20 protein-coding genes and 1 pseudogene are annotated in these 24,730 nt (G+C 38.3%); 7 read left to right on the top strand and 14 right to left on the bottom strand.

Translation table 11 applies throughout. The annotated features are described in order from the left end of the window. Window positions 1-92: 92 nt before the first annotated feature. Entirely contained in the window at window positions 93-956 is an 864-nt protein-coding gene (locus AC0OMU_RS10230) for a DMT family transporter (protein ID WP_474241148.1), read from the top strand. 166 nt (window positions 957-1,122) lie between these two features. Here AC0OMU_RS10230 and AC0OMU_RS10225 read toward each other — a convergent pair whose 3' ends face one another. Beyond that, window positions 1,123-1,668, bottom strand: coding sequence for a TetR/AcrR family transcriptional regulator (locus AC0OMU_RS10225; RefSeq protein WP_024572652.1), 546 nt, complete (start codon window positions 1,666-1,668; stop codon window positions 1,123-1,125). A gap of 336 nt (window positions 1,669-2,004) precedes the next feature. Here AC0OMU_RS10225 and AC0OMU_RS10220 point away from each other — a divergent pair, with 336 nt between their 5' ends. Next, the gene (locus AC0OMU_RS10220) at window positions 2,005-2,280 is read left to right on the top strand and encodes an HPr family phosphocarrier protein (RefSeq protein ID WP_024572651.1); all 276 of its coding nucleotides are present in this window, start codon (window positions 2,005-2,007) and stop codon (window positions 2,278-2,280) included. Window positions 2,281-2,573: 293 nt separating this feature from the next. On the opposite strand, the gene AC0OMU_RS10215 is transcribed toward AC0OMU_RS10220, so the two are convergent. The 4 genes from AC0OMU_RS10215 to AC0OMU_RS10200 all read right to left on the bottom strand — a co-directional run bounded on the left by AC0OMU_RS10215 (window position 2,574) and on the right by AC0OMU_RS10200 (window position 5,679). Next, window positions 2,574-3,206 carry a VTT domain-containing protein gene (locus AC0OMU_RS10215; RefSeq protein ID WP_327844689.1) on the bottom strand — a complete coding sequence of 211 codons (633 nt, stop codon included), beginning with the start codon at window positions 3,204-3,206 and terminating at the stop codon, window positions 2,574-2,576. A gap of 133 nt (window positions 3,207-3,339) precedes the next feature. Beyond that, entirely contained in the window at window positions 3,340-4,416 is a 1,077-nt protein-coding gene (locus AC0OMU_RS10210) for a HAMP domain-containing sensor histidine kinase (protein WP_327844690.1), read from the bottom strand. After that, window positions 4,413-5,099, bottom strand: a complete 687-nt coding sequence (locus AC0OMU_RS10205; RefSeq protein WP_327844691.1) for a response regulator transcription factor — start codon at window positions 5,097-5,099, stop codon at window positions 4,413-4,415. Before AC0OMU_RS10205 ends, AC0OMU_RS10210 begins: the two co-directional genes overlap by 4 nt. Further along, on the bottom strand, window positions 5,074-5,679 hold the full coding sequence (locus AC0OMU_RS10200) for a class I SAM-dependent methyltransferase (protein WP_322840196.1): 606 nt from the start codon (window positions 5,677-5,679) through the stop codon (window positions 5,074-5,076). Before AC0OMU_RS10200 ends, AC0OMU_RS10205 begins: the two co-directional genes overlap by 26 nt. Window positions 5,680-5,903: 224 nt before the next feature. Between AC0OMU_RS10200 and AC0OMU_RS10195 the strand changes: the two genes are divergently transcribed. Continuing rightward, the gene (locus tag AC0OMU_RS10195) at window positions 5,904-6,563 is read left to right on the top strand and encodes a hypothetical protein (RefSeq protein ID WP_015482846.1); all 660 of its coding nucleotides are present in this window, start codon (window positions 5,904-5,906) and stop codon (window positions 6,561-6,563) included. 374 nt (window positions 6,564-6,937) lie between these two features. On the opposite strand, the gene AC0OMU_RS10190 is transcribed toward AC0OMU_RS10195, so the two are convergent. The 4 genes from AC0OMU_RS10190 to AC0OMU_RS10175 form a co-directional block, all read right to left on the bottom strand. Next, a complete protein-coding gene (locus AC0OMU_RS10190; protein WP_327844692.1) occupies window positions 6,938-7,531 on the bottom strand; it encodes a YdeI family protein in 594 nt (197 codons plus the stop codon). A gap of 297 nt (window positions 7,532-7,828) precedes the next feature. Further along, a complete protein-coding gene (locus AC0OMU_RS10185; RefSeq protein WP_327844693.1) occupies window positions 7,829-8,203 on the bottom strand; it encodes a hypothetical protein in 375 nt (124 codons plus the stop codon). Window positions 8,204-8,425: 222 nt separating this feature from the next. Beyond that, on the bottom strand, window positions 8,426-9,706 hold the full coding sequence (locus AC0OMU_RS10180) for an MFS transporter (RefSeq protein WP_474241147.1): 1,281 nt from the start codon (window positions 9,704-9,706) through the stop codon (window positions 8,426-8,428). Window positions 9,707-9,818: 112 nt separating this feature from the next. Next, window positions 9,819-11,207, bottom strand: a complete 1,389-nt coding sequence (locus AC0OMU_RS10175; RefSeq protein WP_474241146.1) for an aminotransferase-like domain-containing protein — start codon at window positions 11,205-11,207, stop codon at window positions 9,819-9,821. Window positions 11,208-11,434: 227 nt separating this feature from the next. On the opposite strand from AC0OMU_RS10175, the gene AC0OMU_RS10170 reads away from it, so the two are divergent. Further along, entirely contained in the window at window positions 11,435-12,307 is an 873-nt protein-coding gene (locus tag AC0OMU_RS10170; protein WP_047182144.1) for an AraC family transcriptional regulator, read from the top strand. Window positions 12,308-12,458: 151 nt separating this feature from the next. On the opposite strand, the gene AC0OMU_RS10165 is transcribed toward AC0OMU_RS10170, so the two are convergent. After that, complete coding sequence (locus AC0OMU_RS10165) at window positions 12,459-13,418, bottom strand: DMT family transporter (RefSeq protein ID WP_474241145.1); 960 nt, start codon at window positions 13,416-13,418, stop codon at window positions 12,459-12,461. Between the two features lie 113 nt (window positions 13,419-13,531). On the opposite strand from AC0OMU_RS10165, the gene AC0OMU_RS10160 reads away from it, so the two are divergent. Further along, on the top strand, window positions 13,532-14,419 hold the full coding sequence (locus AC0OMU_RS10160) for an AraC family transcriptional regulator (RefSeq protein ID WP_474221888.1): 888 nt from the start codon (window positions 13,532-13,534) through the stop codon (window positions 14,417-14,419). Window positions 14,420-15,044: 625 nt separating this feature from the next. Continuing rightward, window positions 15,045-15,506, top strand: coding sequence for a CarD family transcriptional regulator (locus AC0OMU_RS10155; RefSeq protein WP_029317377.1), 462 nt, complete (start codon window positions 15,045-15,047; stop codon window positions 15,504-15,506). A gap of 689 nt (window positions 15,507-16,195) precedes the next feature. Here AC0OMU_RS10155 and cspC read toward each other — a convergent pair. Together cspC and AC0OMU_RS10145 are read right to left on the bottom strand one after the other, a co-directional pair. Continuing rightward, the gene (gene cspC, locus AC0OMU_RS10150; protein ID WP_003234247.1) at window positions 16,196-16,396 is read right to left on the bottom strand and encodes a cold shock protein CspC; all 201 of its coding nucleotides are present in this window, start codon (window positions 16,394-16,396) and stop codon (window positions 16,196-16,198) included. Window positions 16,397-16,833: 437 nt separating this feature from the next. Then, window positions 16,834-16,944, bottom strand: a pseudogene (locus AC0OMU_RS10145) (molecular chaperone TorD family protein); the annotation flags it as partial. A 170-nt stretch (window positions 16,945-17,114) separates the two neighbouring features. On the opposite strand from AC0OMU_RS10145, the gene desA reads away from it, so the two are divergent. Beyond that, window positions 17,115-18,143, top strand: a complete 1,029-nt coding sequence (gene desA / locus AC0OMU_RS10140; RefSeq protein ID WP_047182141.1) for a Delta(5) desaturase DesA — start codon at window positions 17,115-17,117, stop codon at window positions 18,141-18,143. Window positions 18,144-18,572: 429 nt separating this feature from the next. On the opposite strand, the gene AC0OMU_RS10135 is transcribed toward desA, so the two are convergent. Together AC0OMU_RS10135 and AC0OMU_RS10130 are read right to left on the bottom strand one after the other, a co-directional pair. Further along, complete coding sequence (locus AC0OMU_RS10135) at window positions 18,573-19,145, bottom strand: class D sortase (protein WP_047182140.1); 573 nt, start codon at window positions 19,143-19,145, stop codon at window positions 18,573-18,575. A gap of 6 nt (window positions 19,146-19,151) precedes the next feature. Then, a complete protein-coding gene (locus AC0OMU_RS10130) occupies window positions 19,152-24,548 on the bottom strand; it encodes an isopeptide-forming domain-containing fimbrial protein (RefSeq protein ID WP_474241144.1) in 5,397 nt (1,798 codons plus the stop codon). Between the last annotated feature and the right edge of the window lie 182 nt (window positions 24,549-24,730).

Here is a 24,730-nt window from a genome sequence, read left to right as displayed (position 1 = left end):
CAATTCCAGTTTATAGTCATTGTAATCCTTAGCTAATGGTTTTGTTAAGAAAATACAGACAATGAACAAGAAAGATATGTGGAGTGATTGTAATGAACAAACGAACAAATGGCTGGATAAATGGTTTTATAGGCATACTCATTTTCAGCGGCTCGCTGCCTGCGACCCGTTTGGCTGTGTCGGACTTCGATCCGCTGTTCCTCACCGTATGCCGCGCTGCGATAGCTGGTGTACTGGCGGGAGGTCTCCTTCTCATCTTCCGGCAGCAGCATCCTGCCAAAAGAGACCTCATTTCATTATTAGTGGTAGCGTTTGGCGTAGTGATTGGTTTCCCGTTGCTGACAGCTTTAGCGCTTCAGCATGTCACATCCGCACACGCCATTGTCTTCATTGGACTTCTTCCGCTTGCAACGGCAGTCTTCGGCGTACTGCGCGGTGGTGAACGCCCTCGCCCCGTCTTCTGGATTTTCTCAACCGTTGGCAGCTTGTTAGTAGCAGGTTTTGCCCTCATTCAGGGGGGAGGTTCATCCCCGCTTGGCGACGCGTACATGCTGGCTTCTATTGTCGTATGCGGTCTCGGTTATGCAGAAGGGGCAAGGCTTTCACGGCGTCTGGGGAATTGGCAGGTAATCTCATGGGCACTCGTTCTGTCGCTTCCTCTTATGCTGCCATTGTCGTTCTTTTTTACGCCGGACTCATGGTCGGACATCGGCGTTCCCGCACTGCTCAGTCTTGCATATGTATCCTTATTCAGCATGCTGATCGGCTTTGTGTTCTGGTATCGAGGTCTTGCCCAAGGAGGAATTGCGGCGGTTGGGCAGCTCCAGCTTCTCCAGCCTTTTTTTGGGCTGCTGCTTGCCTCAGTGATTCTGCACGAGAAAGTGGGCTGGGCACTCGTAGCAGTGAATATCGCCGTTATCATGTGCGTTGCAGCAGCTCGGCGATTTGCAAAGTAAGGCAGACCTTTAAGCATAAACTTCAAAAATGCATGAAGGTATAAAAAACCAAGGGCCAGCAACCCTTGGTTTTTTGTATGCGATCGAGGAGACTTGAATCTCCCGCTTAGACAAATAAGTCACCTTCTTATTCCTAACATTCGCAACACTCATTTACCTGCCGCCATTATAAAATCCGCTCTAGTAAATCCCCCACTTTTTCTGCCATGACACGAGGCGGATAAGGCATTTCATTTTTTAGCCACCACTCCACTACCCCTACGTAAGCATTTGCTATAAATTCAACAATGACATCTTCACTTTGGCCGTAATTCTTGCCTTTCGTTACATCTACATCTTTCCTGAACTCTTCGATATTAAACTTAAGGAACTGACTGCGAAAATATCGAGCGCCTTCACTGGCTAACATCGTCGAAAAGAATAAATAATTACTCTCAAGGTATTCCATGCAGTGTACAGTCGATTCAATCCAGTCCATTTCAGCTGCCGACTCACAAAAATCCCCCATATTGTTTATATGCTCTTCCATAATTTTTTCTAATAGATCAAATTTATCTAAGTAATGAAGATAGATTGTTCCCCGGTTTACATTTGCCCTTTCGGAAATTTCCTTAATCGTAATATGATCAAAACTTTTTTCAGTCATCAGCTCAATCAGAGCTCTTTTAATAGCCTCTTGGCTTTTGGTTATTCTTCTATCCACTTTGGACATAGCTTTTCACCAAACTTTCTTAAGATAATCAACAATTTAGAGTGGAATGTTGAATAATCAACAAATCGCCTGAATGTAACCATTGTACACACCATGTTTTTATTTACAATAATAAACAAATGTTGATTAGTGAATCATGCTTTTTTCTCGAATGAAGTCATTGTCCATTTTAGTTAGTTGAGAATTATTTTGTAAACACAAAGAAAGAGTGTTATTTCAAAATGCAGAGAAAATGATGAAATTAGACCGCTTATATCCTAAAGGTACTCTAAATTCAAATTTGATCTGCAACCCAACTATAAATCCGTCAAGAGGCAGAATGTAATGAGGTGAAGAATGATTAAAAGACAATTTACGATCATTAAGGAAACAGGGTTTGCGAGACCGGCTACCCTGTTAGTCAGTATAGCTCATCGGTTTACATCAGACATTTTTCTTGAATACCAAGGGAAAACTGTTAACCTCAAACAATCACCCAAATCCATAATGGACATTATGGATTTAGGAATTAAGCCCGGAACCAAAATATATATACACGCAAATGGATCTGACGAAGCGAAGGCTATACAAAAAATGAAAGAGCATTTATTAAAAAACGCTTATATACAGTAATCAAAATCAGACACACAATATACCATAGTAGCGGGATTGTTATCGTTGATCATCGGGGTGGTATTTATTTTGCGACAAAACAGCTTTTCAGATCATGCGTTCATTTTTCTTCTGGTGATCATTCAACCTAAAATACAAAAATAAAAAAGGATCTACAAGCGAAAATGGAGGGTTTATATATGTGCAGCAGAAAATAATACCAAGGGCAGTTAACCCTTGGTATTATTGGATACCGAAAGAAGTTAAATCTCTACAGGTGCTTATAAGCTATAAATGGTTAGTCCCGTGGCATTCTATGTGCTCTGCTTATGCTTAAGGGTGTTCCACATTTTAATGGATATAATAGAAACCAAAACAAATGATGCGACAACCAATACAGTTCCCATTAATGACTCACTAAAATTGATCACAATGAAGCTGGAAAATATCAATAAAGGGATATTCGTAACGATAACCGTTAAAATGTAAGTGGTATACTTGATCCCTACAGCTGCCGATAAAAAACAAACGACATCTGTTGGAGCTATTGGACAAATCATCCCCAGCGCCAAAAACTTATAATTGTAAGTCTCCAATAATTTTTTCAACTCTGGATATTTACGTTCTAAATCCTTTATCATGTTCCCGCTTGAAAACATTCTTGAAAAAACGTAAACCAAGGTTTCGCTCAAAAAAATGCCAGCCATCGACAATATAAAGCTCACAACCGGATCAAAGCATACTCCCCCCAAAAACATGAGAGTCACACCTGGAATAAAAAAGAGAAGTCTAATGATCCAGAGCGCAATAAACAGCAGCATTGCGTATTTTGTGTTCAACGATATAAATTCCTGTAAATCATCCATATCGAGTGACAGCAAATGATATTCCTTTGCTATATAAATGGCTAAAAACCACAAAGCTATAATAAGAAATTTACTTTTCAATTTCTACACTCTCCTCACTTTACATACCTACATGATAAGCAAAAAGAATGAAGAAACTCTCCGTAAAATTCTTAAGGTTTCTTAAGGTTTATTCTAAAGAAAAAAGCTTATGGAAACTTTCCTCCATAAGCTTTTATATACACAATGGGTGTTCGACAATAAAGCTCATCCAGCCCTCTCTATAATCCGCATGGATATTACCATTATGAAGCTCAACAATTCTCTTTGAAATGGCTAGCCCGAGGCCGCTTCCTTGTTGATCTGTTCTTGCCTTATCACCCCTGAAAAACCGTTCAAACAATTTGTCTATATTGTCAGCCGGAAAACCCTCAACTTGATTAGAAATTTTCAAAAGTGCTTTGTCACCAATGATCTCAAGGCTTATGAATAATTCAGATGGTTTCCTGCTGTATTTTATCGCATTCATAAAGAGATTATCATAAACGCGAACCATCTTTTCTATATCCATTACAACAGGTACATTGTCTTCTGCAATTGATTTTTGAACACTTAGTCGTTCCTTTTCAAAAATAGGAATGTATTCTCCTATTATTTGTTCCAATAAACCTGACAAATCAGCTTTTTTACAGGTTAACTTAACGTCCGGGCTCGATAAATGCGTATACTCAAACAGCTCATCAATCAGGTATTTCAGTCTTTGCGATTTCGAATCAATCGTTTGAAGATATTCCTGAAATTGCGCTTTACTGTCGTATTGCCCTTTTTTTAATAAATCCAAATATCCGATAATTGATGTTAATGGTGTTCTTAAATCATGGGATACATTTGAAATCAGTTCACTTTTCGACCTTTCTAACTGTCTTTCGTGTTCAAACTTTTTTTCTAACTCTTTGGACATATCATTAATGTTTTGTGCAAGCCGGGTCAATTCATCCCTACTTTCAATCCTGATGGTCAAGCCTAATTTTCCATTAGCAATATGATGAACACTCTCAGTAATAAGCTTCAAATATAATATTTTTTTCCGTGCCATGATAAAAAAAACTGCAATAAAAGTAAGAATAGCTGCCGAAAACTGAAGCAGTATCATAAAATAGCTGCTCCGGATGCTAAACTCTTTGAGATAATTCATCTTTTGTAGATAGACGTTCGATAATATAATGAGTGCCATCATACCCAATGAAACAAGAAAACTAATTGCAATCGCGCCAAGAAGCTTTGCAACCAGCTTATTTCCAAACTTTCTCATATTTTATATCCCGTTCCCCAAACAGTTTTGATGTAAATGGGATGTTTTGAATCCTCTTCTATTTTATCTCTGATTTTTGTAATGTGGACCATGACAGTGTTGTCCGACTTAAAAAAGTCTTCCTTCCATACTGCTTCATATATCTTCTCCACACTCAGAACCATTCCTTTGTTGATGCAAAGAAGTTCGAGTATATCAAATTCTTTTGGGGTCAGCCTCACTTCCCGGCCCCGCACCCATACTTGCCGTGTATCTGTATTTACGGTCAAATCACCAATTTCAATGATGTTCTTCGTGCTGCTTGTATCAGTATTGTATTTTTTATATCTTCTTAACTGAGATTTAACCCTGGCGATTAATTCTAATGGGTTAAACGGTTTTGATAAATAATCATCGGCGCCAGCGGTAAGTCCCTGAATTTTATCCATATCCTCAGATTTTGCAGAAAGCATGATAATAGGCAGATTTCGTTCTTGCCTAATCTTCATACATGCTTCAATACCATCCATGTTGGGCATCATAATATCCAAAATCATGAGGTCAAATTCTTTTTGTTCCAGCAGGTTTAAAGCTTCGATTGCGTCTATAGCCTTTTGAGTGTGCAGGCCTTCATTTTCTAAATAAACAGAGATGAGATTTCTAATGTCTTTGTCATCATCAACAATAAGAACGTTCGACTCCATATAATTCCTCCAAATCATTTTGCGGCATCGAGCAGCTAAAGACATAAGCCGGCGGTACATTTCTAAGCTCTCTTTTTACATCTATTTTGGTAAAAAACTGTTCAAAAAACGGTTTTTTCAACGTAGTGTATTGAAAAGTAATGAATTCACCATCTCTTTTTAAAATCTTTGCAGTATCTAATAAAATGTTGGCTGAAACAGTTTTTGGCAAGCTTGCAAAGGGAAGGCCAGAAATCACATAGTCTATATAAGGCATACCATAATCCTTTGCATACTGGCTGCTATTTTCAGCAGATCCATTTACAATAAATACATTCTTTTCGTCTTTAAATGTCTCTTTCAATAGTAAATAAAATTCTTCATTTTGCTCCACTAATAAAATAGTCGTCTCAGGTCTTCTTTTTTCAAGCAGTTTTTTTGTGAATACACCCGTACCCGGCCCGTATTCGACAATGTATGCAGCCTTCTTGAAATCAATTCCATCCACCATTTTATCTCCAAGATACCTTGAACTAGGAAGGATCGCACCAACAGTTCTCGGATTCACTATATACTGAAATAAGAATAACAGGCGTTTCATATCTAATCTCTCCATTTGTTTTGCATTTATATCCCACTTTACATTCAAAACCTGAAGAAAAAGGGGCAAAACTTCTTAAGAATTCTTAAGTTTTCACGATACTATTCAAGATCGTTTCCTCTACTTAAACAGTTTTCAATATCATCCTATCTATTCCATGGTAATATTTAGATACATAAACTTATATATGAAGCTGACCTGAATTAATAGAGAGGAATGAAAGAATGAAGAAATGCAGAAAGATATGTTATTGCAATACGGTCCTGCTGCTTATGATTTTGCTTGCTGGATGTACGGACAGTAAGGATGAAGAAGCACAACAACCTTCAAATCAAGCTTCTGCTGTACAATCTGACGAAAAACACACTGAGACTGAAGACAGCACCAAAATACACAAGGATGAAGCGGAGCCAATAACAGAATCAGAAGAATCCGCAACAAAAGCTGCAAATGAGACCTCTTCAGCAGAAGAGAAAAGCAAAGAAGACAATGTATTTGCAGCATACTCTTCGGAAAAAATTGAATATGCCAGGGTTTGGCTTCAACTTGGACCTAATCAAGAGATAGATGAATTAAATGTTCGACATATTTCGGCTGGCGAGCCAATTAATCCTAATGATGATACAAGTGCCAGCTATCCAGAAGATGTAACCCAGTTAGCTGGTTCTCGTTTAGTGGATGGATCAGTCACTTATCATGGCAATGGGGATGGCACGATTCATGTATATAATGTGCCTTTACGCTGGGATTCCGCTGATGATGTAGAAAAAGGCGTCATGAGGGAAGTGACTGAGAATATCATAAAAAACAGAAAAACAGTGTATGTTGATACAGGTGACAATGAAAAAATCAAGCGGCTCATTGATATTATGATGATTCATTAATCAGTATTCGTTTGTCTGCACCTGGCTAGTAAACAATGGTTAATAGGGAAATAAGATATATTAATATAAAAACAAAGTTTGAAGTGTAGTAACTTGCTGAAAAATCTTCCGGTTCTATTAGTTCTCCTAGGCATTCTAAATGTGATGAGCCATACCATTTAGCTATTTCATTGGATGGGTATGATTTCTAGGTGTTGCATTAATATTTTATAGCACTGTCTAGTGGCATACAATGTTAATCAAAAAAAGCATTTCAGCAGTAAGTGAATGTTGTCCTAAGAAAAAACAAGCATCTTACTATGCTTGTTTTTTCTTCTATAGAAAGTATCTTATTACGCTATGATGCTATTCCTTTAGCCTGAACCTTGGCGTGCCTAATCCTTTAATCCCTTTCCATCGAGAATTTTTTGCACATATTTTTCGACTCTCGATTCTCGGGTTTTGGATTGTTTGGCTTGAGAAAAATAAAGAGTGTATGCTCTTTGCCGTCCCGGGGTCAATGCTTCAAAAGCAGTTTTCAAGGCAGGGATTTCATCGAATTTTTTTTGAAGTTCTTCAGGAATGTTCAATTCAATATTTTTGTTAACTTCCACTTTCAAACCGGCTTTTTCAACTTCAATGGCTTCGTGAATATAGGCTTTCAAAATGTTTTCTAGCTCATTTATTTCCTGAACATTTGTAAACCGAACCTGGCGCGCCGCCTGTACATTCTCCGTTTGTTGAATAAGAATTCCATCGGTATCCTGTAATAGGGCGCCTTTGTGAAACAGAAGCGCGCAATATTCTTTAAACCCATGTATTAAAACGACATTTTTATTATTGTATGTGTAACAAGGATGCATCCACTTAAAATCTTCAGTCAGCTCACAGTCAAGAATGATGGTTCTCAACTTCTCAAATTCTTCCTTCCACTTTTTCGCTTTACTTAAAAATTCATCAACCTTCGGATTCGTTCTGCTGTTTGTCATGAAGGTATTCCCCTCTTTCCAAGCTTTTTTAATTAAGGCTTAATGGTTCCTCATACATTTACGTGAATTGACAATAATGAAGTCCAGTTTTATTTTTGACATCTCGGTATTTATTTTATTCTTCTATAGGTTCCTTCTCTTATTATTCAATAGATTAAGCTTAAAGTGGGGATGATGCAACAACAAAAAATATCATGGGCTATATCCATGTCCATAACATAAAAAGAGAAGGCCCATAAGCCTTCTCTTCTTGTATAATTATTTCACTGACAATCTGAAAAAATAACAATTCGATTATTATATATCTTTTTTATTCTTGCCAATGCATAAGGTTACAGCAACACTAGCTATACTGACTAAAGTTCCTGCAATAGAAACTAGAATTGTAAATAAGCTATTGGGAATAAGAAATCCAATTGGAATGAGCCCCAGAAAAGTGAAAACGATAAAACATTGGTATACACCAGATATTATTCTTACAACCAAATTGCCAAAAAAGGACATAACTAATGGAGGGATAAATAAAAATACAACGATTCCAATTGAGATCATCAAGATAATAGGTTCATCAAATGAGATGACATGATCTCCAGGCGACTCTTTAGCGGCCGCTAAAACAACAACGATAGACATCATTAGTGTAACAAAAACAAGAGAAAACCTTTTTAACAACGTTATGACTCCTTTACCTAAAGCGAGTAATCCTGCCTTTTTCAAATCCGATAACCATTTTATGTGATTCAATTAAAGAATATGCAGTGAGTGACACAGCTATGAGGAATTCTGGTCAAATCTTTATAATAGATTTAATGGAGCAACTATAGTTAGTTAGAATATTAGACGATAAAATAACTTTATCTAACAATATAACAAATTAATGTAAATTAAACAATCCTACCCTTTATCGGCCCTAGACCATACCACCACTGGAATGAGTAATAAGGACATAATCCCTCCAGTAAATGATAATGCTAGGTAACTTGAACCTGCCACAATCATTCCAGATAATGCCCCGCCAGCAGCTCCTGACAACGCAATCAGAACATCCACCGTCCCCTGCGTTTTAGCTCGCGTGGCAGTATCAGTTGAATCTACAATAAGGGCAGTCCCGCTTATCAAACCAAAATTCCACCCTAATCCGAGTAAAGAAAGAGCAATGACGAGAAGAACCATAGAATCTCCCGGTGCAAATGCTCCTATTACACCTGCCAAAAGCAACGTTGTTCCAGAGGAAATAGCCATTGCGGTACGTCCCAACCTATCTACAAGAACACCTGTAACCAGTGAAGGGAGATACATAGCACCTATATGAAAACCAATAACAAGACCGACTGCACCCAAGTCATGCCCATGATGTCTCATATGAATCGGTGTCATTGTCATAATAGCTACCATTACGATTTGGGTAAGAACCATAACCGTTGCCCCAACGATTATCCCTTTTTTGTTTTCTGTATGCTCAGTTGCCGCCAAATGTCCTTTATCACCAGGCTCTTCATTTGCCGCTTCTATTGTTCTTGCTATAACTATTGGATCTGGACGAAGCATAATGAAAAGGACCACACCTGCTAAAATATATGCTGCGGCGGCTAAAATGAAAGGACCAGCAAGTGATGGAACTCCAATAGAAAGAGCGAAATCCCCCATCACATTCACTAAGCTTGGACCTGCCACTGCGCCAAATGTAGTAAAAACCATTGTAATACTAACAGCAGTCGCTCGCTGCTTATGATTTGCTAAGTCTGTACCTGCATAACGGGCCTGTAAATTAGTGGCTGTACCTGCACCGTAAATAAGCAATGAAATAAATAACAAGAAAATACTATTTATGATTGCTGCCATAATAACGCCTATTGCTCCAAGTCCGCCAATCATAAAGCCAGCTGAAAGACCTGTTCGACGGCCATAACGTTGAGAAAGTCTTCCTACAATTAATGCAGATCCTGCTGACCCTAAAGTAAATAAAGCAGAAGGCAAACCAGCAAACGCATCTGTCCCAAGCATTTGCTGTGCTATAAGCGCTCCGACAGTCACTCCTGCCGCAAGCCCTGCACCGCCAAAAATTTGCGAGATACTCACAACGAACAATGTACGCTTGTATAATGCTTTTTGCTTTTCTGGAGAACTGATGTAGCTTTTTAATAAAGCTGATTGAACGTCTGTTGTATTTAACATACTCTGACCTTCCTTTCTAAAAGCCAATTTTGTATAAACCTCCATCTAGATGTGGATCATCATAACACACACAAAAAAGCCATACAATTTCATAATTGTATGGCAAACAATATTAGGTAAGATCGTCTAGCAAACGTCTCAGGATCATTAATCCTTGCTCAAGCTCTTCAAGTGTTTTTGGTGCACAGACAGAAACCCTTACAGCCCTTTCTGGACAACTATTTCCTACAACAAAGCGTTCAGCCGCATACACTTGCACGCCATGTCGAGCAGCCAACTCTTCAAATTGAGCGCCAGTCATTTTACCCGGTAACATCAACCAACGAAAAATGCCTGTTTCAACACCTAAACATGTATATCCCGCAAAATATCGGTTTACGATTTGATTTCTGCGAATGGTTTGTTCACGATGACTCTCAATTAAGACTTCAAATTGATTTGATACAATCGTGCGTGCAGTAAGTTCAGCTAATAGCGGGGAAACGGTTATATTTAAATTATAAAGCGCCTTTGATATTGGCTCCTTATATTGTCTCGGCACTGCTACATAAGCCAAACGCAGGCCTGGCGCTAACGATTTTGATAAACTTGCAATATGAATAACCTGTTGCGGTGCGAATGAGGCGAGTGCCGGAAGCGGATTTTTGTTGAGAAGATGGTACGATGCATCCTCAATAACAAATAGATTATATTTCTTTGCAATGTCTGCAACCATTCTTCGATTCTCAACAGACATAAAGGAAGCTGTCGGATTATGATAATCCGGGATTAAATACAAACCTTTAATATTTTCGTTTTTACACGCATATTCAAGTGACTCCGGACTCATTTCATCGTTCTCTGATTTTATCGGTACGATTTGCACACTAAGCAATGATGCAACAGTTTTTAATCCAGGGTACGTATGATGGTCAACACCGATGCGGTCTCCAGGCTTACAAAGGCTCGCCAAAGTCGCAGCAATCGCATTTTGTCCCCCATTTGCAAATAAAATGTGATCAACAGTTGTTTCAAACCCGCCTCTTTGGATGAGCTTTACAGCTGCATCTTTTTGCCAAAGGCTTTCACCTGCCCGGCCATAGCTAAACCATTTTTCATAATCCTCCTCCTGGACCATGTTTTTTAGTTGGTGTAACAAGGGCTCATATGAAGCATGATCTGGAAGTGTTGCTCCCATTTCAATTAAATGTGTCGGCTTTGTATCCTCAAGTAAATACGAATTCGATAACGCATCATACGATACAAATGTGCCGCTCCCTACAGTCGCACTTAACAATCCCTTTAACTCACACACTTTAAATGCTTTTGAAATCGTACTCACATTTAAATCTAAATAATCGGCCAATTCTCGCTGCGGAGGAAGTTTTGTTCCAGGTATTAAAACGCCGTTTATAATATCCTGTTCCAATTGCCCTGCAAGTGCTTTATAGATAGGCTTTTCAGCTTTATCAATTGATGGCTTCCAGCTCATCGGATAGTTTTCAAAAGAATTGATAGGCATGATACGCATCCTTTTTCACTCAATTATATGAATGTGCTGCTTATAAGACAATTATAACTTTCTTTTATTGATGCCTTTTTATGAACAGCATGCTTCAATAAAACCTGTACAAATACAAGTGAATCACTTACTTTATTTCATATAAGTCATCCTGCAAAACTGTGCACAGAATGTCGGATAAATACATTTCACTCCTGTTATTCTTTTGGTTAAAGGAGGCCAAATAAATGGATTTGCTTAAAAGTATGAATAGGGCGTTAACGTATATTGAAGAAAACCTCACTAATGATATTGATTTTAAAGAGGCAGCAAAGCTTGCTTTCTGCTCTGAATATCATTTTAAAAGGATGTTTTCCTTCCTTGCAGGTATTTCATTATCGGAATATATTCGTCGCAGACGTCTTACTCTTGCAGCTTTTGAACTGAAAGACAGCAATGTAAAAGTGATTGATATTGCAATAAAGTACGGTTATAACTCACCAGATTCTTTTGCAAGGGCATTCCAAAATTTACATGGCATAAACCCATCAAAAGCCAGACTTAATGGCCATTCCCTTAAAGCTTATCCACGAATGACCTTCCAGCTAACAATTAAAGGAGGAAATGAAATGAACTACCGTATTGAAGAAAAAGAGGCATTTCGCATCGTTGGCATTAAAAAAAGAGTTCCTATTATTTTCAAAGGGATTAATCCGGAAATTGCATCTATGTGGGAAAGTTTAGATGAAAAAGCAATAAATAAACTAAAAGAGCTTTCTAATGTAGCACCATCAGGACTCATTAGTGCATCCACGAATTTTTCTGAAGGTCGGACAGAGGAAAACGGAGAGCTCGATCACTATATTGGCGCAGCCACAACGAAACAGTGTCCAGATAACTTCTCGCGGCTTGAAGTTCCTGCCTCAACATGGGCTGTATTCGAATCAATCGGACCATTTCCGGATACACTGCAAGAAGTATGGGGACGCATTTATTCCGAATGGTTTCCATCGTCAAATTATGAACAAATAGAAGGCCCAGAAATACTGTGGAACGAGCATAAGGATGTAACATCACCATCTTTTAAAAGTGAAATTTGGATACCAATTACAAAAAAGTAATACGTTTTTCGATCAGAGAAGAAGAATTGAAGGTTCTTGAAGAAAAAATACCAAGGGTGTCAAAACCCTTGGTATTTTTGATACTGCCGAGAGGGCTCAAACTCCACCAGTGTTTTTCATTGCCGGACCGTTCATGTAAGCAAAAAAGCCTTTATATATCCCTATTTGCATGATTCCTAATCTTTAATAAAGATTTTTCACTCTGCATAGAAGGCTCTTTATGTAAAGCCAATATTAAAGTTATCCCTATAATACAAATAGCACCAATCCATTGAAAAGAACCAAATGGCGCTTTTAACCAAACGACAGTTGTTACAACAGCGGATAGAGGTTCTAAACTGCCTAATAGGCTTGTTTCTTTGGGAGAAAGGCTTTCCAAGCTTTTTATGAAGAACCAGAACGCAATCATTGTTCCAAATAATATCACAAATAAAATATATGCATACGCCTCAGCAGTTAATCGTTGAAAATCCAGTTGCCATGGCGGATGGATAAAACCCAATGCAAAACCGCCAATAATCATAGCCCAACCTACAACGACAAGAGAATCAAATTTATTTAATAAACCAACGGCATATAAAGTATAAAAAGCTGCCGCGAATCCTGATAAAACTCCCCATACTACTGCAGCTGCCGGCACTGAAAGTTGAGACATTGAACCATTTGTTAACAAAAAAAAGCAACCCACTAAAGCAAGTACAACAGTAATGATATCTTGTTTGGTAAAAACCGTTTGTTTTCGCAAAAGCGTGTAGATAATGACGATTACTGGGGATAAATATTGCAATAATGTAGCAACGGCAGCATTCCCATGTTGAATGGATGCCATATATGTGTACTGCACAGCTAGCATTCCCAATAGGCCAAAAATAAGAAGCTGGCCAGCCGACGCTTTGTTTTTCCAAACCTCAATAACCTGAGACCGATCCTTTCTGAACAATTGCAGCATTAAAAGCAACATTCCAGCCGTAAGCAAGCGTGTCGTTACAAGCCAATTGACATCAATTTGATATTCTTGAAAAAGTTTTTTGGCTACTGTGCCTCCAATTCCCCAACATGTCGCCCCTGTTATAACATAGACCAATCCCATTCCTCTTTTGGAAGTATCCATACATGACTCCTCACTAATAAATATAATAATAGTGTTATGATAAATGCATAACCTCATAAAAAATACTCAAATCGAATGAAAAAATATAAATATATTGAGGTGAGAATGTCTGAATGAAGAATTTCGTGATCGATCAAAATTTAAAAGAATTAACAGAGCACCGAACGGTAGAATTACCGGTTGCCTGTTACGAGACAAGGATCAATCAAAATATAAATGGCTATATTCCGCTTCATTGGCATGATGAAATCCAATTTGTTTTGATACTAAAAGGGATAGCTCTCTTTCAAATAAATGAAGAAAAAATAGAGGTTCACGAAGGGGATGGATTATTTATCAATAGTGGCTGCCTGCACATGGCCGAAGAAAAGGAAGGCTCGGATTGTACGTATATTTGCTTGAATGTGTCACCCCATTTCGTTTTATCTCAGGAACTGTATTCAAGCTATGTTCAGCCCTATATGTTTTCAACCAATTTGCCCTATTTATTTTTGGATGGAAATCAACAGTGGGCAAAAAATATTCTAGATGCTGTTAAAAAAATAAATCAATTGATTCAACAAAAGACATCGCTCTATGAGATTGACATTACCATGCAATTAACGTTAATGTGGAAAAACCTGGTCGTTAATGGTTTTCAATTAGAGTACGATCAAACTGAAATGATAAAAAGTCATCGAATGAAACAAATGTTAAACTGGATTCATCTCCATTATGCTGAAAAAATCACATTAGAGAACATTGCAAAAGCTGGCCAACTGAGCCGTTCTGAGTGCTGCCGTTATTTTAAACGAATGCTGAATAAGACGCCATTACGTTATGTAATGGATTATAGAATTCAAAAAAGCTTATTATTACTGCAACACCCTGAATCCAATGTGACAGAAGTGTCTTATCAAGTTGGATTTAACAGTACCAGTTATTTCATAAGTAAATTTCAACAAGCGATGAATATGACGCCATTATCATACAAAAATATTCATATGAGACATAGTCATTAAAGAGAAAGAAAAAGAAGTGAATTCATAACAAAAAGAAAAGCAAACTATTTTTATATAGTTTGCTTTTCTTTTTGTTCTGGTCTTCATTTATTATCTCTCCTTTCTTTATTTTTCTTCTCACCTCAATACCCATTTGAAGGTTGTCAATTTCCTTGATAATAATGCCAATTTCGGTGGAAAAATGTTCAATATCAGCAAACCTTTTTCTGTCCGCAAGATAAGTGAAAATGCATCATTAAGTAAGTGGGCTGTTATCCATATCAATTTGAGAACGATCCTCAATCATGTGTTTTAAAATATTTTTAGCTGACATTTCACGAATATCGTTCCTTCTTATCTACTCAAATCATTTCTGTGATGTCATTGAGCTCAGTCATGAATTACAAAGGAAATTGAATAACTCATTTTCAATGAAAAACTGATCTATGTTAATTAGTCGAGGTTTCAGGATATACACGGATCAATTGACCTTTCCCCTATTGTTTTGATGTTGTTTTTGCTCGATCTGTTTTTTTAAAAAAAGTTATTGACATCAAAAATTCGATCATGTTATTATTAAAAGTTTGATATTCCACCTCCATATATGGTAATCTTAAGAAGGTTACCATATATGGAGGTGGATGATATGTTTCAAATTGGCGATAACATTGTTTATCCAATGCACGGAGCAGGTATAATTGAAGCCATAGAAGAAAAAGAATTCTTAGAGGAAAAACAACAGTATTATGTCATAAGAATGTCAATCAGTAATATGACAGTTATGATTCCAACGCGTAAAATATTGAGTTCGAATATACGACCAGTTACCGATATACTTGCATTAAAACACATTATGCACATTTTTCAGCATGGAGAATCAGATAGGTTACTGCCATGGAAGCAAAGGTATAAAATAAACACGGACAAAATAAAAACGGGTGAAATACAAGAAGGCGCTGAAGTTGTACGTGATTTAATGCGTATGAAGAAAGAAAAAGCACTTAATGCAAGCGAAAAAAAAATGCTGGATAATGCATATGAATTTTTGATTAGTGAACTGGAAGTAATTAAAGGAATCACTGAAAATCAAATAAAAAGTTTCGGTTAGATAGTGTATTGCATCCCGAAAAATATTTCGGAATATTATGATAAAAAGCAAATCTTCTCCAACTTATGTTTAGAATATTAACGACCTCTTTTGTTATTCCTACATTCTAATCCATTTTTATTATTTACATTTCTTCTGCGAAGATTGAAGTTTTACCAAAAAACTCAATAAAATAGTCACTTGTTTTTAGTATCCTGATTCACACTGGCACGGACAAGGAGCCGTAAGGATGGAAGAGAGGTAGGGCTTTCATTGTTTTAGGTATCTCTAAGTGATTATTTCCAGGAGAAAAAACAATCGATCTCCTCATTATTTTTAAGAATTTCTTATATCCACTGCCACATTGAATAATAATTGTTTATCTTCTTTTCATAAAAGAGATATGCGAGTTGGTAACATCCAAATGAAACCATTTTTATAATTTATCTAATCTTACTTAAATTAACGAGCAGGTTAGTGAAAAAACAAAGAGTTATATTTGAACAAAACATTAAATAATTTATATACATTCCGCATATTGTCAATCCAGTATGTTATACTGTAAACAAACCTTTGAAGTTTTAAATCTTTTTCTATTACCTTGTAGCATCTCCCTACTCGAACGTTGAGTAGGGTTTTTTATTGAGTATGATATAGACATAAAAAAACAGGCCCTATATAAAGAGCCTGTTTGTATAAACGATTGAAGATTAAGCTTTTTGAACGTTAGCAGCTTGAGCTCCACGAGCACCTTGCTCAACGTCAAACGATACTTTTTGACCTTCGTCTAAAGATTTGAATCCGTCACTTTGGATTGCAGAAAAGTGTACGAATACATCGTCTCCATTTTCGCGTTCGATAAAGCCAAAACCTTTTTCTGCATTAAACCATTTAACTGTACCTTGTTCCATTTTTGTTGCCTCCTAGTGTGTAACCACACAGTATATACTATCCTTGCCCAAAGTATCATCAAGACGAAAAGTCAATATTCATACTATCCTTTACACCGAACAAAAATAATTCTTCTTTATTATATCAGGAATCGGAAATAACTGCAAATTATATTTCCGATTTATTCATGGCATTATTTGTTAAACATGTGTATACCAGCGCAGAGTAAGAGGCCTATTAAAAACTTTGGTTTGAAAACACCGTGAAAAGTGAATCACGAGTGTCTTTCTTTGCTTAATAGTACTTCATTAATGAAAAGCTCAGCTGTTTCTTGTTCAAGAGCAAGATAATCTTTTAAAAGCAGGGCTTTTCACTTGTAAAACTTTGTTTCTGCAGACGTTTCCAAACAGTCACTCATGGATATCCCCATTACTTCATTCCTTTTTTCTTCAAACAATCAATGTTCAAGGTCTAAATAAATCGATCCCCATGGGGGAGCATTGAGAGAGTTTGACCCGATAAAGTGCTGGGTATAATCTTCATACGCCTTTTGTATCCCGGCTGACTCTGCTAATAAATGATGTAATTGAACTGGAAATCAGTTTATTATTTCCAATAATTTTACAGATGAATGGGAAGAATACTTATCATATATGGTGTGTATAACGTTGGGCCTTCAAAGGCTATAAAACGTTTTCTACACTTAGAAGATCACCAGGGAAGGGGAAACTTTTGAATATGAAAGAACAAAACCTAAGGACTTTGAGAAAACTGGTTACACCTTATGAAAAATCCGATTTACACAAAAGTATTTGTCAAATCATTAACACATTGGTACCATTTTTCCTGTTATGGTGTTTGGCATATAAGAGCTTGTCGATTTCTTATTTCCTTACATTAGCGATTTCTGTAGTTGCGGCAGGTTTTTTAGTGAGAACCTTCATCATCTTTCATGATTGCTGCCACTATTCCTTTTTTAAGAACAGAAAGGCGAATCGAATCCTTGGAACATTAACAGGAATTCTGACTCTGCATCCTTTTGATCATTGGGCACACGATCATTCTGTCCATCATGCGACAAGTAGCAATCTGGACAAACGCGGTACAGGCGATATTTGGGTACTGACGGTTGAGGAATATAAGGAAGCCTCAACTAAGACAAAAATAATGTACCGATTGTACAGAAATCCGTTTGTTATGTTTATTATTGGGCCGATTTACGTTTTCGGGATTGCCAATCGTTTTAATCGAAAAGGAGCAAAACGCAAAGAACGGATGAATACGTATGTAACGAACCTGGGGATCGTCGCTTTGGCAGCACTTTTATGTTGGGCTATTGGCTGGCAAAACTTCCTGCTGGTTCAGGTGCCGATTTTTATGATATCGGGCACTCTCGGAATTTGGATGTTTTATATTCAGCATACGTTTGAGGATTCTTATTTTGAAGAAGATGAGCATTGGGAATATGTAAAAGCAGCAGTTGAAGGAAGCTCTTTTTATAAACTTCCAAAAGTCATGCAGTGGCTAACAGGCAATATCGGTTTTCATCATGTTCATCATTTAAGCCCGAGAGTCCCAAACTATAAGCTTGAAAAAGTGCATAACAACACTGAACCATTGCAAAACGTTCCGACCATTACACTGGCAACAAGCCTTAAATCATTAAAGTTCCGCCTATGGGATGAAGAAGGCAAAAAATTTGTTGGTTTTAGCCACTTAAAAAAAGCTTCTAAAAGCCAAGTATCGGCGCGGCTAACAACGGATTAAAATAAACTCCCCATAATCGCAGAAAGTGCAGACTCGCGCAACGATGTTGTGCAGAAGTCAGCACTTTTTTAGTGGACTCCACAATGCGGTACATTTGTTGCCGTATTTTCCGCAAAAAAATAACACCAAAGATGGTTAAGCCCTTGGTATTATTGGGGTGCGGCCGAGAGAACTTGAACCTTTACGGTTTATTCACCCCACTGGGCCCTCAACATAGTAAATCCATATCATTGGTTATGAAAGCTTGTTTTCATTACACTCCTTATATTCATTTCTCATCATTTTTATACGTTTACATCAATTATGGTTAAAAAATGGTGAGCCAAAACCAATGAATGTCCTTACTTTTTTCACCTATTTTGATTAAGAATTTTATTCCTTTCTTATTATAAAAAGGCTGACGAATTATCGTCAGCCTAATCTTTGTTCTCATATCCGTTTTCCATAAATAATATATCGTTTCGGCGCATTACCGATATATGAAAAGGGATAACAAGTTGTAAGAATGAGCTCCTCTTTATTATGCTGCAATGTAATAATAGACTTATCTTTTTGGTCTACAATTTTTGTTTTGTCTATTTCATATGAAAAACTTCCATATGGCAGCTCAACCTTTAATTGATCACCTTTTTTCAGTTCACCCGTTCGGCGGAAGACGGTATCCCGATGACCTGATAGAACAATTTGCCCGTTTTCATCTGGATAATAACTGCCTTTGTAGTGGCCGACTCCTTTTTCCAAATCATCCGCATCGGTTCCCTCTACAATCGGAAGCTCTGCGTCGATCTTTGGAATCTCCAGAATGCCAACTGCCTCTCCGAACTTAGGCTTAAATTCTTCTTTATCTGAGCCGCCGCTTTTTTTAGAAGGGCTCTTTAGTGCAAGTTTTGCCTCATCTAAAGTTTGTTCTGTCTTATGATTGATGTCCACCACTTTCCAGACTCCGTAACCTGTAAAAACGAGTCCAGCAATAATGATGCATATAGGAAGATATTTCTTCATGCAACATCAGACATTTCTTTTTCTTCTAAAGTACCAGAGTGCAGTTCCTGCTACTAACAATACCAAACCAACAAGGATCAGATTATACGTATTTGTTGCTGTATTTGGAAGCTCATTTCCTGTGTCACTTCCCTGATCTTTAGTTGTAGGCTCAGTTTGGTTTGGCTTTTCTGGATTGCTAGTGTTAGTTGGGTTATTAGGCTTGCTTGGTTTTCCAGGTACCTCTGGTTTGTCAGATACAGGGTCTTTCTGTTGGACTGTAATGTCTGCTTCAGGCTTATCCTGCTTATCAATACTGCTGCCTTCGACAGTTGCCACGTTTTTAATTGTCTTGCCTTCATATCCGGACTCAATTTTCGCTTGGAATGTCACAGTCCGCCACTCAGTGTCAGTGACATCGCCAAAGTTAGCAGTAACCTTGCCTTCCTTGATTGTTGCTTCTCCGCCGTTGCTCGTTTTCAAGCTGCCTTCGACATACTTCAATCCGGCTGGAAGTTCATCTGAAATAACCAGATTTTTCACTTTACCATCGGATACTGTATTACGGGTCTTAATCGTGTAAACAACAGTGTCGCCTACTTCGTATTTCTTTTTGTCTGTGTCAAGGTTCTTCGCTGTCTTTTCTGATTCTAAAACAGGAATTCGCGGATATACCTTCACTTCATGGCTTGGTTTATCAGGAGTTGTGATATTGTCGCCGCTGATGTTTGCAGTGTTGATGATATCTTTACCTGCTTGACCAGACCTCACTTTTACTTCAAATGTCACAGAGTGCCACTTCGTATCTGTTACATTCCCAAACTCACCTGACACCTTACCGTCGGCATAATATCCATGATCGTCGTCTTGATCATCACTTACTTCTGTGCCATCTACTTTCAATGTTCCCGAAACATATTCTAATCCTTCCGGAAGAGAATCCGAGATGACAAGATTTTTGACAAGGCTGTCTTCAATCGTGTTTCGGGTTTCGATTGTGTAAAGAAGTGTGTCTCCCACTTCTGGATGGTCCGCATCTTTATTTCCATCAGCTTTTTCCTTAATGGAGGCTGTTTTCTTTGATTCTAATTTTGGATCTTTCGGATCGACTTTAATGTCTGTACCCGGTTTATCCGGTGTGTCGATATTGTCACCATCAACAGTTGCCACATTTTTAATCGTCTTTTCCGCATATCCGGACTCAATTTTCGCTTGGAATGTCACAGTATACCATTCCGTGTCTGTAACATCACCAAAGTTAGCTGTGATTTTGCCGTCCTTGATTGTTGCTTCTCCGCCGTTGCTCGTTTTCAAGCTGCCTTCGACAAACTTCAATCCGGCTGGAAGTTCATCTGAAATAACCAGATCTTTCACTTTACCATCGGATACTGTATTACGGGTCTTAATCGTGTAAACAACAGTGTCGCCTACTTCGTATTTCTTTTTGTCTGTGTCAAGGTTCTTCGCTGTCTTTTCTGATTCTAAAACAGGAATTCGCGGATATACCTTCACTTCATGGCTTGGTTTATCAGGAGTTGTGATATTGTCGCCGCTGATGTTTGCAGTGTTGATGATATCTTTACCTGCTTGACCAGACCTCACTTTTACTTCAAATGTCACAGAGTGCCACTTCGTATCTGTTACATTCCCAAACTCACCTGACACCTTACCGTCGGCATAATATCCATGATCGTCGTCTTGATCATCACTTACTTCTGTGCCATCTACTTTCAATGTTCCCGAAACATATTCTAATCCTTCCGGAAGAGAATCCGAGATGACAAGATTTTTGACAAGGCTGTCTTCAATCGTGTTTCGGGTTTCGATTGTGTAAAGAAGTGTGTCTCCCACTTCTGGATGGTCCGCATCTTTATTTCCATCAGCTTTTTCCTTAATGGAGGCTGTTTTCTTTGATTCTAATTTTGGATCTTTCGGATCGACTTTAATGTCTGTACCCGGTTTATCCGGTGTGTCGATATTGTCACCATCAACAGTTGCCACATTTTTAATCGTCTTTTCCGCATATCCGGACTCAATTTTCGCTTGGAATGTCACAGTATACCATTCCGTGTCTGTAACATCACCAAAGTTAGCTGTGATTTTGCCGTCCTTGATTGTTGCTTCTCCGCCGTTGCTCGTTTTCAAGCTGCCTTCGACAAACTTCAATCCGGCTGGAAGTTCATCTGAAATAACCAGATCTTTCACTTTACCATCGGATACTGTATTACGGGTCTTAATCGTGTAAACAACAGTGTCGCCTACTTCGTATTTCTTTTTGTCTGTGTCAAGGTTCTTCGCTGTCTTTTCTGATTCTAAAACAGGAATTCGCGGATATACCTTCACTTCATGGCTTGGTTTATCAGGAGTTGTGATATTGTCGCCGCTGATGTTTGCAGTGTTGACGATATTTTTACCTGCTTGACCAGACTTCACTTTTGCTTCAAATGTCACAGAGTGCCATTTCGTATCTGTCACATTGCCAAATTCACCTGACACCTTACCGTCATCATTGTCTTGATCATCACTTACTGCAGTACCATCTACTTTCAATGTTCCCGAAACATATTCTAATCCTTCCGGAAGAGAATCCGAGATGACAAGATTTTTGACAAGGCTGTCTTCAATCGTGTTTCGGGTTTCGATTGTGTAAAGAAGTGTGTCTCCCACTTCTGGATGGTCCGCATCTTTATTTCCATCAGCTTTTTCCTTAATGGAAGCTGTTTTCTTTGATTCTAGTTTCGGATCCTCAGGATCAATTTTGATACTTGTTTCGGGCTTATCCGGTAAATCGATATTGCCGCCGTCAACGGTTGCCACGTTTTTAATCGTTTTTTCTGCATATCCGGACTCAATTTCCGCTTGGAATGTCACAGTCCGCCACTCAGTGTCAGTGACGTCGCCAAAGTTAGCAGTAACCTTGCCGTCCTTGATTGTTGCTTCCCCGCCGTTGCTTGCTTTTAAGCTGCCATCTACATATGATAAACCAGCTGGAAGCTCATCTGAAATCACAAGATTTTCTAAGGTACTTTCCGTTATTTTATTACGTGCCTTAATGGTGTAGACTACAGTGTCGCCTACTTCATATTTTTCTTTAGCCGAGTCAAAATTCTTCGCCGCTTTTTCTGACTCTAAAACAGGATCACGCGGATATACTTTGACCTCGTTACTAGGTTTGTTAGGAATGTCGACATTATCACCGCTGATATTCGCAGTGTTGACAATGTCTTTACCTGCTTGGCCCGTTTTCACTTTCACTTCAAACGTGACATTATGCCATTCCTTGTCAGTGACTTCACCGAAATCTCCTATAATTTTGCCGTCTGCGTAGTGACCTTGGTCATCGCCTTCTGAGTCACTTACCGCAGTGCCGTCTACTTTTAATGTTTCTGGGACATACTCGAGCCCTTCTGGAATTGCATCTGAAATGACGAGATTTTTTACTAGACTGTCTTCAGAAATATTTCGAGTCTGAATTTTGTAGAGAAGTGTATCCCCCACCTCAGGATGATCTGCATCAGTATTACCTTCACCTTTTTCCTGAATAGAAGATGTTTTCTTTGACTCTAGTTCAGGATTTCGCGGATACACTTTGACTTCTTGTTTTGGTTTATCCGGAGTAACAATATTGTCCCCTGTCACGCTTGCTGTGTTAACAATATCCTTACCCGATTGCCCCGGCTGCACCTTGGCTTCAAATGTCACAGCATGCCATTTCGTATCGCTTACATTTCCAAATTCGCCTGTAGCTTTTCCGTCGACGTAATACCCCTGATCATCATCCTTGGTATCACTTACTCCAGTACCATCTACTTTTAATGTTCCTGGAACATATTCCAATCCTTCCGGAAGAGAATCCGAGATCACAAGATTTTTCACAAGACTGTTTTCAACCGTATTTCGAGTCTGAATAGTGTAAAGCAGTGTGTCTCCCACTTCTGGATGATCAGCATCCTTATTTCCTGCTGCTTTTTCTTTCAGATCTGCAGTTTTTTTCGACTCTAGTGATGGAGGGTTATAATTAACGTGAATTGTGATTGTCGTTTCTGTCGTCCCACCATATCCATCATCAACAATAATCGTAAATGAATCGTCACCAGAATAGTCTTTATCAGGTGTATAGGTCCATGTTCCGTCATCATTTACTTTAATCGTCCCATGGCTTGGTTGCTTACCTTCTTTATAGGTTAAACTATCACCATCTGGGTCTGACCCGCTTACTTCTCCGGAGACCGGCGTATTTACCGTTGTAGTCTTTGAATCATCCGGGGCAGTTGGTGGCTTGTTGCCAGCTGGAATTGTACCAGAATCATTTGCACAGCCATTGGATGCCGATATTGTAATGTCTTTAGAATGATCAGCATTTTTCAATATCGCATGAATTTTCCCATCTGCATCAGAAACTAAACTTGTTACAGCTTCTCCGTTAGGTCCAGTTAACTCTCCGCTAGAAGCAGTAAAAGAATCAAGTGGTGCCCCCTGAACCGGATTACCTAGTGGATCAAGCAACGTTACAGTAACATTATATCCCCCTTGCTGATTTGATTGATCAGTCGTTACCTTTACAGTGCTAGGCGCTTGTTTATAATCATTTTGCTGGTTGAGCGTCTCAATAGGGTTGTAGTGATTTACAAAATACCAGTTATAGATATCATGAGTCTCATAATTTGGAGATCCTGTTGACCCAGTAAAACCAGCATAAAAAGGTTTTCCATTAAATACAGTACCAAGATCTATACCATTTACATCTAAAATTTGTTTAGAACTTGCCCTATCCGGTGATGTACCAAGACGAACCTGAACATTCTTAGTTAGGCCATCATAATCGATCCACGTATAATACTGGGTTCCGTTAGATAAAACGTAGTTTGTACCATTAGCTGTATTATATTGATCTAGGTCAGTATACCAGCCAGCTTTGTTAACCGGATCGCCATTTTCTGCTAGTCCGATATAGTTTGCAGAAGGATCGCCATAACCTGTGTTTAGGAATGTGTCATATTTAATAGTAAAACTCGGTTTAATTCCATAAAACGCTAGGCTTCCTCCATTAGTTAGTGAGCTGGTTGTATCACCCTGTATGGTAAAAGTTAACCCGTCACTTGGACCTTTAGGGCCAGGATTACTCATTTTAAACGAAAAGGCTGTGCTAAATGAATAATTGTCTTTTGGACAAATCTCATTTTTATTAATAGCTGCCCCAGCTTGTGTTTCAGATGCTGGTGTTAGCCGTATAAAATCAGTCCCATTAGGAACTTGTGCAGAACCATTTAAATAAAACAATTGATTTGCAGTATCAGTGGAAAACCCATCATATTTCATGGTTAGCCACTTACTATCCGCAGTAACAGCCTTTGCCTTTTTAACTGTGTTAGGCAAAACAGTAAACAGGTTACTTACGATTAATAATATGATTGCTAACAACATGAAGTATTTCCTGAATTGCTGCTTGTAAGACTTAGGTAAAAAAGCTTTCCTCATAACCCCACCCCAAATACCATTTTTAAAAGAAGTTTACATTTACAAAATTGGTTTCTGAATCTGGGCAAAAAGCCCTCTCTCTGAATTTCACTCTCGTTCTTTATATGGTCCCCCTCTCTTTTTTCTAA

It is taken from the genome of Bacillus sp. FAU18, from assembly GCF_056033885.1.
This window is presented reverse-complemented; position numbering and strand designations above follow the sequence as displayed.